Source organism: Moorena bouillonii PNG (genome assembly GCF_001942495.1).
GTDB lineage: Bacteria > Cyanobacteriota > Cyanobacteriia > Cyanobacteriales > Coleofasciculaceae > Moorena > Moorena bouillonii.
The window spans coordinates 1,464,987-1,480,828 of record NZ_MKZS01000001.1; the positions used below are offsets into that span (position 1 = coordinate 1,464,987).

Annotated in this window: 13 protein-coding genes; 6 read left to right on the forward strand and 7 right to left on the reverse strand. The window is 43.3% G+C overall.

The genetic code is table 11. The features are described 5' to 3' along the window. The first annotated feature begins 304 nt into the window (after positions 1-304). The gene (locus BJP37_RS43310) at positions 305-1,474 is read left to right on the forward strand and encodes a calcium-binding protein (protein WP_075897277.1); all 1,170 of its coding nucleotides are present in this window, start codon (positions 305-307) and stop codon (positions 1,472-1,474) included. 232 nt (positions 1,475-1,706) lie between these two features. On the opposite strand, the gene BJP37_RS06040 is transcribed toward BJP37_RS43310, so the two are convergent. After that, entirely contained in the window at positions 1,707-3,071 is a 1,365-nt protein-coding gene (locus BJP37_RS06040; protein WP_075897279.1) for an NB-ARC domain-containing protein, read from the reverse strand. 864 nt (positions 3,072-3,935) lie between these two features. Between BJP37_RS06040 and BJP37_RS06045 the strand changes: the two genes are divergently transcribed. Both BJP37_RS06045 and BJP37_RS06050 read left to right on the forward strand, forming a co-directional pair. Beyond that, on the forward strand, positions 3,936-5,300 hold the full coding sequence (locus BJP37_RS06045) for a calcium-binding protein (protein ID WP_075897281.1): 1,365 nt from the start codon (positions 3,936-3,938) through the stop codon (positions 5,298-5,300). Positions 5,301-6,319: 1,019 nt separating this feature from the next. Further along, positions 6,320-7,489, forward strand: coding sequence for a calcium-binding protein (locus BJP37_RS06050; RefSeq protein WP_081431091.1), 1,170 nt, complete (start codon positions 6,320-6,322; stop codon positions 7,487-7,489). Positions 7,490-8,431: 942 nt separating this feature from the next. On the opposite strand, the gene BJP37_RS35740 is transcribed toward BJP37_RS06050, so the two are convergent. Then, positions 8,432-8,614 (reverse strand): hypothetical protein, encoded by a 183-nt coding sequence (locus tag BJP37_RS35740; protein ID WP_143727485.1) that lies wholly within the window; start codon positions 8,612-8,614, stop codon positions 8,432-8,434. Between the two features lie 273 nt (positions 8,615-8,887). Between BJP37_RS35740 and BJP37_RS06055 the strand changes: the two genes are divergently transcribed. Continuing rightward, complete coding sequence (locus tag BJP37_RS06055) at positions 8,888-9,880, forward strand: calcium-binding protein (protein ID WP_075897283.1); 993 nt, start codon at positions 8,888-8,890, stop codon at positions 9,878-9,880. Between the two features lie 947 nt (positions 9,881-10,827). Further along, positions 10,828-11,952, forward strand: a complete 1,125-nt coding sequence (locus tag BJP37_RS06060) for a calcium-binding protein (RefSeq protein WP_075897285.1) — start codon at positions 10,828-10,830, stop codon at positions 11,950-11,952. 37 nt (positions 11,953-11,989) lie between these two features. Here the strand turns inward: BJP37_RS06060 and BJP37_RS35745 are convergent, their stop codons facing one another. Both BJP37_RS35745 and BJP37_RS38625 read right to left on the reverse strand, forming a co-directional pair. Further along, positions 11,990-12,226 (reverse strand): hypothetical protein, encoded by a 237-nt coding sequence (locus tag BJP37_RS35745; protein WP_143727486.1) that lies wholly within the window; start codon positions 12,224-12,226, stop codon positions 11,990-11,992. Positions 12,227-12,329: 103 nt separating this feature from the next. Next, positions 12,330-12,512: a hypothetical protein gene (locus BJP37_RS38625; RefSeq protein WP_143727485.1), complete on the reverse strand. Its 183-nt coding sequence runs from the start codon at positions 12,510-12,512 to the stop codon at positions 12,330-12,332. Positions 12,513-12,631: 119 nt separating this feature from the next. Between BJP37_RS38625 and BJP37_RS06065 the strand changes: the two genes are divergently transcribed. Then, the gene (locus tag BJP37_RS06065) at positions 12,632-13,234 is read left to right on the forward strand and encodes a hypothetical protein (RefSeq protein ID WP_075897287.1); all 603 of its coding nucleotides are present in this window, start codon (positions 12,632-12,634) and stop codon (positions 13,232-13,234) included. Positions 13,235-13,254: 20 nt separating this feature from the next. On the opposite strand, the gene BJP37_RS43315 is transcribed toward BJP37_RS06065, so the two are convergent. The 3 genes from BJP37_RS43315 to BJP37_RS06075 form a co-directional block, all read right to left on the reverse strand. Beyond that, positions 13,255-13,386 (reverse strand): hypothetical protein, encoded by a 132-nt coding sequence (locus BJP37_RS43315; protein ID WP_269086956.1) that lies wholly within the window; start codon positions 13,384-13,386, stop codon positions 13,255-13,257. 133 nt (positions 13,387-13,519) lie between these two features. Next, positions 13,520-15,241 (reverse strand): DUF6909 family protein, encoded by a 1,722-nt coding sequence (locus tag BJP37_RS06070; RefSeq protein WP_075897289.1) that lies wholly within the window; start codon positions 15,239-15,241, stop codon positions 13,520-13,522. A 112-nt stretch (positions 15,242-15,353) separates the two neighbouring features. Beyond that, on the reverse strand, positions 15,354-15,719 hold the full coding sequence (locus BJP37_RS06075) for a hypothetical protein (protein ID WP_075897291.1): 366 nt from the start codon (positions 15,717-15,719) through the stop codon (positions 15,354-15,356). Between the last annotated feature and the right edge of the window lie 123 nt (positions 15,720-15,842).

The window sequence follows — 15,842 nt, forward strand, 5'->3', positions numbered from 1 at the left end:
CCAGTAACATTTTGTAACTAAGTCATTGACAAATGATACACAATCTTAACTTGTGACAAATGCCCATCTATTGAGGTTTGTGATTGCTTTGCACTGGCTCCAAAAGAAGTCCTCAAGCAGGTTTCAGGACTTCTTTTGGAGCCTGAAAGTCCCTCTATTACGAGTTTTTTTCGCTTGAATAGTATATATGTACACAAAGTTTCTAAAAAAAATAGTAGGCTTTTTGCATAATTATCCAAACAGAGGTATATAGTTATATATAGATACCTACTCACAATCTCTGAAAAATTCAGGAGTAAGTTTCATGAATACATTAATCGGTGGTCCAGGTAATGACACTCTAGTAGGAGACAACTGTGACGATAACCTGATCGGGGGTGCTGGCAATGACCTCTTACTAGGTGTGGGTGGCAATGACCTTCTTGATGGGGGTGCTGGCAATGACACCCTGGCAGGGGCTGCTGGGGAAGATTTACTTGATGGCAGAGCTGGCAATGATTTATTAAGCGGTGGTGATGGTATTGATCTTCTAGATGGTGGTGAAGGCAATGATACCCTGATTGGCGATCGCGGTGATGACAATATCAATGGCGCAGATGGTGATGACCGACTGATTTGGAATAACGGTGATGGTAGCGATATCATGGAAGGGGGTGCTGGCTTTGATGTGGTAGAAGTCAATGGCGCAGATGGTGCCGGAGATAACTTTGCCCTCAACCCCAATGGCCCCAGGGTACGCTTTGAGCGGTTGAATCTCGGTCTGTTCAACCTGAATGTCAATGATGTAGAACAGTTTGAGATCAATGGTCTTGGGGGTGATGACACCTTAACTGTTAATGACTTGTCCGGTACTGATGTACAGCAGGTAGTCTTTAATGGCGGTGATGGTAATGACCTTCTCGACGGAACCAATGCTGTCTTACCTTTAGTTGGTATTGGAGGTAATGGCAACGACACCCTGATTGGCGGAGCCGGTGATGACAACCTCAGGGGTAATGCTGGCAATGATAGCCTGGTTGGCGGAGCTGGTGATGATAACCTAATTGGAGATGCCGGGAATGACACTCTGATTGGAGGTGATGGCGATGACAATCTGGTTGGTGGAGCTGGTAATGATGTCCTAATCAGTGGCAACGGTATTACTAGCTTTACTTTTGGTGGAGTTTCCAATTTCAGCGATTTGGGTCTCGATAGCATTCTTAACCTCGGAGGTCAAGACAAAATTCGTCTGGAACAGAATATCTTCACTACGCTCACTGGTACGTCGAGTGGCGGCTTAGCTAGCAGTGAATGGGCGGTTGTATCCAGTAATAGCCAGGTCGCAAGTAGTAGTGCTTGGATTGTCTACAACAGCAACACCGGGGATCTATTCTACAACCAGAATGGCAGTGCAGCTGGTCTCGGAAGCGGAGCTCAGTTTGCTACAATCAACACCAGCACCTCGGTGGGTGTCCAAGACTTTGAGATAGTATAAGTTAATTAAAAGTTAACTTATCTAGTATTTATCAATTCGGTGAGGTACATTTTTGAGTTTAGGGACTGAGGCCGTGGGCCACGCTACTCGAACGGAGCATGGAGCAGGGAGCAGGGAACAAATCCTGTGTACCTCATTAGGCTATAAAATGCTAGAGTCGTTTTTTGTTGAAGGTTGACTGTCAACCTTCAACTTTCAACCTTAAACCTTCAACCTACCCTAGACCAAACGCCTAAGGCAAACAACCTTCATGCTCATTAATAACCGTCCTAATTACAGGAATTATGGTAAAAAATGTGCGATTACTGTGGGAAATTTTTTCTATTAGTGAGCGCCTTTCCAAAGACTGTAAAACGGAAATAAGTTGTGAATTATAGTCTAAGGTAATGCTATGGCGCAATTGTTTAATAGAAATGGGGGTAGGATTCCTAGCTAGATAAGCAATCACCTTCTTCTCTGACTCATCTAACCGATTCAATTGCTCGATTAAAATTGTTCTCATTGGCTCAGGAACAATCACGTCATCCCAACTTAAAAATTCCGATACACTACCAAAAAAAAAGTCTTTAATTGTTTTTACAGCCAGCTTTAACCCTAAGGGATTGCCTCGATAACGTTTAATGAGTTCTATGTCTTGCTCTTGTTCAGACAAACCATTAGCTACTAATAGTTGCCGAGCGTCTTCTGTTGGTAAACCGTTTAGGGTTAATGAACGAGTGGAATAGTTTTTTTTCTCCAGTAACTCCATTTGTAGCGGTGGTTCCCAACTGATTAGGAGCAAACAACTTTGGTGTCTTTCTTGTCCTACTCGTCTAAAAAGTTTACCATAATCCTCATATCCCGCTTTATACTGTCCAACTAAAGTGCCACGGCTTAAAATCTGTTCAGCATCATCGAGTATTACCAGACAGCGATGCTCTCGTAAACACTCTAGAAAATCAGACATCAGCAGGTTAATATCTTCTGGTAACTCCGATGACTGCTGGTGAGACAGGAATGGTATCAGCTGTGTCAGCAGTTGCTTCAGGGGTTGGCCAGAGGATAGCGATCGCCAAATAATATAATCAAACTCCCCCTGAATCTCTCGTGCTAACTTGGCAGCTAACGATGTTTTGCCAACCCCTACTATCCCAAGTATTGCTACCAATTGGCTTCGTTTGAGACTAATCCATTGCTTAAGGGTGTTCAGTTCCCTAGTGCGTCCATAGAATGCAGAAATCTGTGGTGCTTCACCCCAATCTTGGCACTGCTGCGGAGTTTTGTATCCAGCCGCTTCCAGCCATATCGAGATATCTCTCCAACTTTTTAGGGTGTTCGATTTCCGATTAGTTAAGGTTTCTACATACCGATACAAACCTTTAGTTAGTTGAACGCTAAGTGAGCCACAACTCCAATGGAGAGCACCAGCAATTTTTTTGGGAGCATAGCCGCACAGCAAACCTCTTAAGCATGCTTTTTCCACTGGGGTCAATTTGATTTCCCTATTTGTAGCAATGGTTTTTTTCTGAGCCAGTTCTGTATACAACTTTTCTAAATTCCACAGTTTGGCTGCTTTGATAAACAGTTCATCTTCAAATCGATTGGTGTTATAGTTCATAGTAGGTAATTCTAATCAATAGCACCGACTAGCTACCTATAAACTAATCAATAAACTAGTAAATAATGTAGCTATTGGGAGCGTTTACTAGATAGATTTGCAAAACGTATATGTCCCCGATGATGATAACTATGCTGTTTTTTTTTTTTTTAATCAGTTTTTTTGACATCTATACGTAAGCAAATTACCCTGATTACTGTCCCTAAATTTGTAAGGCTGTTTAAAAAAAAATCTAAGGAAATATGAGAATTTGATATCGGTAATTATCAGGTAAATTCGGCTGAATTTAGGTTTAATTTAATTCCTAAACTAAACACCCCCGATAACCGATTGACTGACAACTCTAGTTTACTTTATTTAATAAAATTTGACAGTACCCGTTATGGGTACCATAGCAGTTCTCAATTGGGTGAGGTACCTCGCCCTTGGGGTTTTAGGGAGTCGGGAGTCGGGAGTCGGGAGTCGGGAGTCGGGAGTCGGGAGTCGGGATAAGAAAATTGAATGTACTTCATAAGTAGGATTAACACTATATATCTTTTTTGGATCGAGCTGGTGCTGCCAAGTAACAAGTCACAATTAACATTTGTTAATTTTTTATTAATAATTAATTAATAACTATAGCGATTCTCATAGTAATTAGCTACACACACCTATTTTTTCCCTGTTACCAGATTCGCTCTTACCTATTCCCTATTCCCTATTCCCTATTCCCTGTTCCCTGTTCCCTATTCCCTGTTCCCTTTGCTAAGGCTATACTCCTTGACCTAATCCTAAAACCTAATCAACTGCTAATCACCATTAGGTATGTTATAGCTGCTGCGATCGCTAAGGTGGATTCATACCAAAAAAAAGAGAAAATTAACCATGGCTACGTTAGTAACTGAACTTGATAAGCTATCCAACCTAATTCCGGAATCAGAACTAAATTTAATCAAGTCACTGCCACAATCTATTCAGGATCAGGTAGTTCCTAGCCCCGATTTATCTAAGTCTGCTGGTACACCGATTCAGTTAAATTTGACCCAGATACAACAGTTAGTTCCCAATGATTCAGGCTTAAAAAGCTTATCATCGAAATCTATAATATCAGGGCCTTTTAACTTTATTATTGGTACTCCCAATCCTGACTTTTTAATAGGTAGTAACAAGAACGATTTAATTTTAGGACGTGGCGGAAATGACGTCATTGTAGCACTCGGTGGCAATGACCTTGTGTTTGGTGAAGAGGGAAATGACATTATTATCGCTGGCTCAGGTAATGATTTTGTATCTGGCGGCTCAGGTAATGACTTTGTGTTTGGCAGTTCTGGTAATGATATCTTGGATGGTGGCTCTGGTAATGACTCCCTATTTGGCGGAACTGGCACAAACAATTTTATTGGCAGTAGTGGTAATGATGTCCTGGATGGAGAGGAAGGTAAGGATACCGTCGATTACACTGGTCTCGGTCGAGCCATTACTCTTTTACCCACGGGAATCGTTAACAAAAGTGGTCTTGGTAAGGATGAGCTGATCCGAGTGGAGACGATTATTGGGGATGCAGGTCAAGCTAATACTATTGATGCCTCTTCTGCTGGTACTGGTGCCTCTGTGAACGTAAATCTGCAAAAGAACAGTTTACAGATTAATGTTGTTAATGGTCCAGTTCTGAATCGCACTGTCCAAAACTTTGTGAATGTCAAGGGTGCTGGTCGTAACGATACCATTATTGGTGATAACAACAGTAATCAACTTACTGGTGGTGCCGGAAGTGACGAGATTACTGGTGCCGGTGGTAATGATACCATTGTAGGTGTCGATCCCAACAGTAAAAAGCCAGGTATTAAGGAAATTGATGTCTTAACCGGAGGAGCTGGTGCTGATAAATTTGTGATTGGAGATAGCAAAAATCCTTACTATGTCGGTGGAGGAGGATTTTTGGGTCTGAATGATTACGCTCTACTTAAGGATTTCCAATCCGGTACGGATAAAATCCAACTGAAAAAAGCTAACTATATCTTTGGATCAAACTTTATCGCTCTTAATAACGGCTTATCTTCTTCTGAGAAAAGTCTTGCTTCAGCGGAACAGATTGCTCAGGATATTGCTGGAGGTAAGAGTAATGGTCTTGAATCTCAGCTCACCACAGGGGATAGTTTGGACTCTGTTAAGATCGCGCCTAGTTTCGGCTTTGACATTGTTGCGATTGTGTCTGGTGGCTATAACCAAGGGGATCTGATCTTTGTCTAACGATTAGTTTGGTGGGCAGTGTCAAGTAATGCGATGTTCCGTTCGCGCAGCGTCTGGCACTGCCAGTAAGGAACCGCTTCGCGATCGCGCTTCTTGGTGAATCGGTCTGGTTGACTGCGGACCCTACATCAATTGTGATTAATCCGTTGGTGGCCAGTGCCTAGCAATGGGCTATGGCTTGGTGAATTGGTCTGGTTCACTGCCCACCCTACATCAATTGTGATTAATCCGTTGGTGGGCAGTGTCAAGTAATGCGATGTTCCTTCGGAACCGCTTCGCGAACGCGCTTCTTGATGAATCGGTCTGGTTCACTGCCCACCCTACATCAACTGTGATTAATCGTTTGGTGGGCAGTGCCTAGCAATGGGCTATGGCTTGGTGAATTGGTCTGGTTCACTGCCCACCCTACATCAATTGTGATTAATCCGTTGGTGGGCAGTGCCTAGCAATGGGCTATGGCTTGGTGAATCTGTCTGGTTCACTGCCCACCCTACATCTACTGTGATTAATCCGTTGGTGGGCAGTGCCTAGCCATGGGCTTTGGCTTGGTGAATTGGTCTGGTTCACTGCCCACCCTACATCAACTGATTCACTCTTTACCCCAAGTTATGACTTTTGTCAATCACTTGGGGTAATTTTTGTTTGTTTTAATAAAAATCTGCCCCATCTCCCTTGGCCAGAAGATCGCCAGAACAATTGATATGTAGCCATCTCAGCCCCAATAAATCCTGTAAATACCCAGAATCCGGAAAATCGTTACAAAACTTTATATACAACTGTAGAAAAATCGGATTTTTGGAGTGATTAAAAGAGTGATGGCAGCTAAGAACCCTTAATGGTCTTCATGGGACTTTGAAATTTTTGGGCTCCTTCCACGGCCCTGTCCCGATCTCGGTGATCGGTGATTGGAGTCTAAGATTTTGTCAAAGTCCGAGTAATCAACTGCTCTTGACCATTAGGTATTGTCTAGATGCTGCGATCGAAACGTTAGGTACATTCAAAAAAAGAGTAAATTGACCATGGCTACGTTGGTAAGTAACACTCAGACATTAGTCAACCTAATTCCCAAATCAGAACTAGATTCAATAAAGTCACTGCCAAAATCTATCCAGAATACAGTAGTTAGTATCCCCCAACCTAGGTCTGCTGGTACACTGACTTCGTTAAATTTGACCCAGTTACAAAAGTTAGTTCCCGATGAGTTAAGCTTACGAGCATTATCGCCGAAAACTAAAATCCCACGAATTGTTAACAGGATTTTTGGTACTCCCAAAGATGATTGTCTAGCGGGTACTATCAAAAACGATTTAATCCTGGGACTTGGCGGAGATGACACCATTTGGGGATTCGGTGGCCATGACGTTCTGTTTGGGGGCTCAGGTAACGATATTATTTTCGGCGGGTCAGGTAATGACGTTCTGTTTGGGGGCTCAGGTAACGACTTTCTTCTCGGTGGCTCAGGTAACGACTGTCTGTATGGTGGCTCAGGTAACGACTGTCTGTATGGTGGCTCAGGTAACGACTTTCTATCTGGCGGCTTAGGTAACGACATTCTTATCGGCGGCTCAGGTAACGATTGTCTGTTTGGGAACTCAGGTAACGATCGTTTGTATGGGAACTCAGGTAAGGACACTCTGTCTGGGGGCTCAGGTAAGGACACTCTGTCTGGGGGCTCAGGTAACGACTCTCTGCTTGGGGGCTTAGGTAACGATATTCTGATCGGTGGCTTTGGGGATGATACAATCGTCGGTGTAAATCCGAACGGTAGCAATCCAGGTATTAATGAAAAGGATACCTTAACCGGAGGAGCTGGTGCTGATACATTTGTGCTTGGAGATAGCAACAATCCTTACTATGTCGGTGGAGGAGGATTATTTGGTCTCAATGATTACGCTCTACTTACGGATTTCCAATCCGGTACGGATAAAATCCAACTCAAGTCAGGCATCAACTATATCTTTGGATCAAACTTTATCGCTCTCAATAACGGCTTATCTTCTTCTGAGAAAAGTCTTGCTTCAGCTGAACAGATTGCTAAGAATATTGCTGGAGGTAAGAGTAATGGTGTTCAATCTCAGCTCACCACAAGGGATAGTTTGAAGTCTGTTCAGATCGTGCCTAATTTCGGCTTTGATGTTATTGCTATAGTCTCTGATGGCTATAACCAAGGGGATCTTTCCTTTGTCTAAGCACTAGTACAGGGTGGCGGAAACAACTGACTAGTTAAAATCTCCTTGATCTGGTTTGTTTCCTGTTTTTCCTCTGTCTTAATCCGTTGGTGGGCAGTGCGAGCGTAATTCTATCGCCAGCTTGATGAATCGGTCTGGTTCACTGCCCACCCTACATCAATTGTGATTAATCGATTGGTGGGCAGTGCCGAGCAATGGGCTTTGGCTTAGTGAATCGGTCTGGTTGACTGCCCACCCTACATCAACTGTGATTAATCCGTTGGTGGGCAGTGCTTAGCCATGGGCTTTGGCTTGGTGAATCGGTCTGGTTGACTGCCCACCCTACATCAACTGTGATTAATCCGTTGGTGGGCAGTGCCTAGCCATGGGCTTTGGCTTGGTGAATCGGTTTGGTTCACTGCCCACCCTACATCAATTGTGATTAATCCGTTGGTGGGCAGTGGCTAGCAATGCGATGTTCCGTTCGCGCAGCGTCTGGCACTGCCAGTAAGGAACCGCTTCGCGATCGCGCTTCTTGGTGAATCGGTCTGGTTGACTGCGGACCCTACATCAATTGTGATTAATCCGTTGGTGGCCAGTGCCTAGCAATGGGCTATGGCTTGGTGAATTGGTCTGGTTCACTGCCCACCCTACATCAATTGTGATTAATCCGTTGGTGGGCAGTGCCTAGCAATGGGCTATGGCTTGGTGAATCTGTCTGGTTCACTGCCCACCCTACATCTACTGTGATTAATCCGTTGGTGGGCAGTGCCTAGCCATGGGCTTTGGCTTGGTGAATCGGTTTGGTTCACTGCCCACCCTACATCAATTGTGATTAATCCGTTGGTGGGCAGTGGCTAGCAATGCGATGTTCCGTTCGCGCAGCGTCTGGCACTGCCAGTAAGGAACCGCTTCGCGATCGCGCTTCTTGGTGAATCGGTCTGGTTGACTGCGGACCCTACATCAATTGTGATTAATCCGTTGGTGGGCAGTGCTTAGCCATGGGCTTTGGCTTGGTGAATCGGTGTGGTTCACTGCCCACCCTACATGAACTAAGTGGGATAGGGGATGCGTGAGAATGCGATCGCTTTTAGCGGCTCCTAGGTCGCATCGCGTAGCGTGACCTACAGTCAATCGCGTTTTCACCAATTGCCTGATTCACTGATCTGATTCACTCTTTACCCCAAGTTATGACTTTTGTCAATCACTTGGGGGCATTTTTATGTCTCAAATAAAATTTTTAAATTTGCTGAAATCCTGGCTTATAGGCTATTTCGACGTTTTTATAGTACATAAGTCCCATAAAATTCACTTCTAGAAAAAAAAATATTAGGCTTTTTGCATAATTATCTAAATCCAGGTGGATAGCTTTTATAGATACCTAATTAAAATCTAGACAAAAACAGGAGTAAATCTACCATGGCTACGTTAATAGATGCAATTAATAGCTTACCCAACATTCCAGCATCAGAACGACAGTTATTCAACTCACTGCCACAATCTATCCAGAATCAGGAAGTTCCTAGCCCCCAGTTAGCTAATCCTTCTGTTCCAGCGATTCCGGTCTCTCGTTTCCAGATACAAGCGCTTGTTTCCAATGAGCCAGACGTACAAACATCATCATTGTTCCAAAATCAAAGCTCAGGGCTTTTGCAGTTGATTCTTGGTACTCCCAATATTGACTTTTTACCGGGTAATGGTGGCAACAATTTAATTTTGGGACTTGAGGGAGATGACATCATTGCAGGACTTGAGGGCAATGACATTCTCTTTGGTCAAGAGGGCAATGACATTCTTATCGGCGGCTCAGGTGACGATTTTCTGTTTGGCGGCTCAGATAACGATTCTCTGTTTGGGGGCTCAGATAACGACTCTCTGTTTGGGGGCGATGGTAATGATTCTCTGTCTGGTGACTCTGGTAACGATTCTCTGTCTGGGGGCTCTGGTAACGACTCTCTGTCTGGTGGCTCTGGTAATGATACCATCGTAGGTGTAGACCCCAACGTTAACAATCCAGGCATTAATGAAAAGGATACCTTAACTGGAGGAACTGGTGCTGATAAATTTGTGATTGGAGATAGCAACAATCCTTACTATGTCGGTGGAGGAGGAGTATTGGGTATTAATGACTACGCCCAAATTACAGATTTCCAATCCGGTACGGATAAAATTCAACTCAAGTCAGGCATCAACTATATCTTTGGAGCAAACTTTATCGCTGTCAATCAAGGCGTCTCTTCTCTTGGCACAAGTAGTCTTGCTTCAGTTCAACAGGTTGCTAATAATATTGCTTTAGGTAACAGTTCAGCTGTTCAATCTCAGTTCAATATAGGGAATAGTTTCAACTCTGTTGACATTATTGCTATTGTGTCTGGTGGCTATAACCAAATCGGGGATTTGTCCTTTGTCTAAGGATTAGTAAAGAATGGCAGAAATAACTGATTAGTTAAAGTCTCCTTGATCTGGTTTGTTTCCTGTTTTTTATATCTTTTAATCCGTTGGTGGGCAGTGCCTAGCAACGGGCTTTGGCTTGGTGAATCGGTCTGCTTCACTGCCCACCCTAGATCAATTGTTATTAATCCGTTGGTGGGCAGTGCCCAGTAATGCGCTTTGGCTTGATGAATCGGTTTGGTTCACTGGCCACCCTATATGAACTTCATAATTTATCTACATGAACTTCATAATTTATCCTTCATAATTCATCTATACTTCATATATCATTATTCATATTTTTTCCTTAATTAAAATTTAATAATTAATCCTTGATAGGACTTGATTTGATGCAGTAAATGAATTACTCTTCTATCTAGAGAACGAAAAAAGATAAATGGGTGGCAAGTGGAATTCTGCCCCCATCGCTAAGATAGCTGTTTTGGCGTTATTCAAGGTAGCCTTACTTGCCTAGTTTGTGGTTGCCAGAATAAACACGGTGCTTAACACTCCCTAGGGTTTTGGGTTATCCAAAAACTCGATTATAGGTATGGGTAACTTCAAATCGGAGCCTATAGAGTTAATCACAAATAATCTCCAGGATTATAGATAGGTGGAGTGTTCAAATTTTCGTTCCAAAGTAAACGAATTATTCACAGGACAAACCCATCTAAATTATAGAATCCTTACTCATCAAAGATTTCAAAATTCATCAGGATAAATACTTATCTGATGAATTCCATATCCAGTAGGCATTCCAAAATAAGATGGGTTTACCCTGGGGTGATCGCAGCCAATAATCCTTAATGGTCTTAATGGTAATTTGACATTTTTGGGCTCCTTTGGATCTCCCCCATCAGGGACTACTACTGCTGCAAACCTTTCTAGGCAAGGGGAAAAGGTAAATTTCCTAAAGATTCCTGAAAGCGATGCAGTCGGTCAAAGAGGAGGCAGTTTGGAGTCTAAGATTTTGTCAAAGTCGGAGTAATCAACTGCTGATGACCATTAGGTATTTTCTTGGTGCTGCGATCGAAACGTTAGGTACATCCAAAAACAAGAGTAAATTCACCATGGCTACGTTAATAGATACAATTGAGAGCTTACCATCCGGCCTAATTCCAAAATCAGAACTAGAGTCAATCAAGTCACTGCCAAAATCTATCCAGGATCAGGAAGTTCGTAGCCCGATATTACCTTCTAAGAGTCCTATCCTGACTCCGTTAAGTTTCAAGCAGATACAAGATTTAGTTCCCAATGAGTCAGACTTAAAAACTTTCTCATCGACAACTAAAATCTCAGGGCCTTTTAACTTTATTATTGGTACTCCCAATGCTGACTTTTTACTGGGTACTGCCAACGACGATTTAATCCTGGGACTTGAGGGCAATGACATCATTATAGGACTCGGTGGCAATGACCTTCTTTTTGGTCAAGAGGGAAATGACACTATTATCGGCGGCTCAGGTAACGATTTTCTGTTTGGCGGCTCAGGTAATGATGTTCTCTCTGGCGACTCAGGTCACGATTGTCTGTTTGGGGGCTCAGGTGAAGACACTTTGTTTGGGGGCTCAGGTAATGACTCCCTTCTCGGTGGCGATGGTAACGACTCCCTTCTCGGTGGCTCAGATAATGACACTCTATCTGGGGACTCAGGTAATGACTCCCTGTCTGGGGACTCAGGTAACGACTCTCTGCTTGGGGGCTTAGGTAATGACTCTCTGTCTGGTGGCGATGGTGATGATACTATCGTAGGTGTCGATCCCAGCAGTAACAATCCAGGTGTTAATGAAATTGATATCTTAACCGGAGGAGCTGGTGCTGATACATTTGTGCTTGGAGATGAGAATAATGCTTACTATGTCGGGGCAGGATGGTTTGGTTTCAATGATTACGCTGTAATTACGGATTTCGAATCTGGTATAGATAAAATTAAACTCCATGGAGCAATTGGCGACTATATCTTTGGGGATAACTTTATCTCTATGAATACTCCTTCCCTGGAGGTTATTGCTATAGTTACTGATACCTATAACCTTGGGGATCTGATGTTTTAATAACGACTAGTACACCGTGGGAGAAATAACTGACCAGTTAAAGTCTCCTTGATCTGGTTAGTTCCCTGTTCTGTGTCTTAATCCGTTGGTGGGCAGTGCTTAGCCATGGGCTTTGGCTTGGTGAATCATTCTGGTTCACTGCCCACCCTACATCAATTGTGATTAATCCTTTGGTGGGCAGTGTCAAGTAATGCGATCGCCAGGTTGGTGAATCGGTCTGCTTCACTGCCCACCCTACATCTACTGTGATTAATCCGTTGGTGGGCAGTGTCAAGTAATGCGATGTTCCGTTCGCGCAGCGTCTGGCACTGCCAGTAAGGAACCGCTTCGCGATCGCGCTTCTTGGTGAATCGGTCTGGTTGACTGCGGACCCTACATCAATTGTGATTAATCCGTTGGTGGGCAGTGCTTAGCCATGGGCTTTGGCTTGGTGAATCGGTGTGGTTCACTGCCCACCCTACATGAACTAAGTGGGATAGGGGATGCGTGAGAATGCGATCGCTTTTAGCGGCTCCTAGGTCGCATCGCGTAGCGTGACCTACAGTCAATCGCGTTTTCACAAATTGTTTTCAGCAATTGTCTGATTAACTCCCTACCCCCAGTTATTGACAAAAGTCGTAACTGGGGGTAATTTTTGTTTCTATATTGTTCACTTTTCCTTACTATAAACAGAAAGATCATGAACAAGCGCAGTAAAAATAAAAAACGCCGAAAAAAGGGAAGACCTTTTTCCTATTACGCTCCTAGTTTATGGTTTTATAAAGATAATTTAATCCCCCATGACTCTATAATCACTCCCAGTCAAGTAGACGAATGGCGCTATGAGGTTGAAAAAAGGTATCAAGATTTATATTTAGGCGTTAAATTTTGTTCTCTAGTAGATGAAAACTTGAAATCAATTGCCAACTCTGAGCAAATGACCTTTTGGCTAAAGCTGAATAAAGATAAGTCAGAGTTATATAAATTAATCGAAGAATACTATGAAATTATCTTTGAAGAAATTCCTTTTTTGATGTATCTTGATATCTACAGATATGACAGTACTGCTGAGATGTTGCCTTGGTCAGATGTCAGATGTTTTAGTAGCTCACCAGTTCCAGTAACCTTTACTGATATTGATGACTCGGGAAACATGTATGAATGGGAGGATGAGTATACCGAAGAAGACAATCCGATTCTAGAAATGTTCAGAGAGTATCCAGAGTTCAATATAGCAGATGCATTATCAACATTTATTAGCACTTACTCTCTGGAGGAAGAAGATGAAGAGATTGAAGAATAGCATCTCCGATTAACTAATTATTATAGCGCTGCGCCCAGGGAATAGGGAGTAGGGAGTAGGGAGTAGGGAACAGGCAAAAGGCAAAAGGCAAAAGGCAAAAGGCAACAGGCAACAGGCAACAGGCAACAGGGAAACAATCTTGTGTATCCCATTAGTATCAGAACCGCTATGGGTTCATCTCACTGTCTTGATGCAAAGCGCGAGTGGGGGAAACCCCCTGTTCCCTGTTCCCTGTTCCCCGTTCCCTGTTCCCAAATTCAACACTTATTAGCCATTACCCATTACCTATCCCAGGATTTTCTGAAGAAATTTCATAGTGATTAAATAGGTGGGCTTAACACCTGTTGTTCCCAATCCCCCGGAAGCTAAGGTGCTGCCAGTCAACAAGGGGTTATCAGAAGCATAGTAAGCATAACGCAGCTTTACCTTCTCATCGATACTTTTTCGGATCATAGAAGCAGCTTGAATTGCCTTTTGTAAGTGTGCCCCTTCCATCTCCAAGCCAATTACATTCCACGATGAACTTTTGAAGTAAGCTAAAATATCAGAATTTTGCAAAGAGGTTCCCATTACTGTCACCAACGCTCCTTCATAAATGGGAATGCCATCATCTTGAAAATCTTCACTCTTTAGCTCATTAACAAAAGGATAATTATCCGCTGTTCCCTCAAAAATGTGTGCCGTTGGTAGCATTAAATCTCCCTTGTGTCCCACCAATATTCCCGCTTTTCCCATTACCGAAATCGATTTAACATTAAGTTTTTGGGATTGCCCACCGGTTTTATAAGGTTTGAGTAATTCATCCATAATCTCAAACGCTTGTTCCCCAAAAGCATAATCCATTACCAAGAGAACTGGCTTTTCTTGTTCAATTATGTTAGGATTAATGGGTAACTCAGGAGATAGCAAAGGGAGGGGTAACATAGCAGTATCAAAAATTTGCACGTGGATATTTGTCCCAGCTCTATCGGCTAGATAAAACATCCCATTTTGTAAGGCAAACTCCCTAACCTCTTGGTTGAGGTGGGCGTTTTCTGGTAGACTTAACTCACGGGCAATGTCCTCAATTTTTTTGTCTTCTCCCAAGGTGTGTTTCAGTGCTGATGGCGCAAATAAGCAATTCATCACGCTATGCAAATTCGCACTAATAATATGGAGTGGGCGCTCCCATAAGTTGTTTTCTAACACAAAGCCTTTAACATCACTTGCCCACTGCGCCCCGTGGATATGATGTCCAATCCGCTCCCGCAGTGTGGAACTGAAAGTAATTTTGCGATCGCGTTGGGATTGGACTTCTTCCATTGCCACTCGACCCAGCCAATAAATAATATCAAATAGACCATTATTATCAGAGCTTCCCTGAGCCAGGCGATGGTAAGCGTGTTTGGTTTCTTCAAAGGTGCGTCCTAAAAGAGTACTTAAGTAAGAAAAAGCTCGATGCTGGACTTCAAGGTCTTCTGACACCAACGACTTAGGATTATCTGGGGATTGTTGAGCTGTAACCATTTCTTCGAGCTTTATCCACTCTCGTGTTGGTTGACCTTCCTCCAGAGCATGGTCTCTAATTTTATTAGCTTCGATATAAATAAACGTCAGATGGGTAAGAATGTCATAAATCTCGCTACGCCCTCGGGTAATTTCGATCAGCATCGTTTCTTGATCAATGCGGTAGCAATTACGGCGACGTTTAGCAGGAACAATTGTCTCAAATCCTGATTGACTATACCCTTCTGCCGCCACCAGTTTCACAAAACGACACATTTCCATGCCGCAGGGTAAGCGATCGATAACATAAACTAGACCATTCAATTCCACTTTCTGTGGGTCAGCAATCGAGCCATAAATTTCCGGTTGCAAAGTCAGCAACGCTTGCCTCAAGGCTGCACCAGAAGCCCCGCCCGGCTTGTAGTATCCTCGGATAAATAGATGTCGCATGATCACATAAATCCGTTCGATAGCAGCCCGAGATTCTTGAGCACGAGTTCTTGGCGGAACCGGAATAGTCATAGAGAGGCTCTGTTACGATTGCTAGGAATGATATCAAGTATAGTTGGGTCAATTACCCATTACCCATTACCCATTACCCATTACCCAGGGCTATTTCATTCTAAAAAGTTGCTTAAGCGTGTCTAGACCAAAAGAACAGAGTCGTTGTCTTGATGCAGTCGCTCATGGGGGAAACCCCCAAGACCGCGCTGCATCGCTGAGCTTGTGCCATGTTGTTAAACATCTGGTCACGGTATAAATTGAGTGTAAAATTGCGAGCTACGGTAAAAATCTTAGGCAGAGGGTTAGTGCGAATTCTGGATTTATCTTCACCTTGAGTACCAGTGCGAACATAGTGGACTTTATTCTCAACACCCCAATATCCACGGATACGTTCAGCAAATTCTTGGGCTGTTAAACGTAAATGTTGAAATAAGTAGTCGGACAAAAGTAAAATTAACTGTTGAAATAGGGAGCAGGGACTGAGGCCGTAGGCCACGCTACGCGAACGGAGCTGGGAGTAGAGGGGCTTTTGGCAACTTTACAGAAGTTAATACAGCGATGCAGCTTCGGAACAGGGGGTTTCCCCCACTCGCGCTTTGCATCAAGAAGTGAGGTTTAT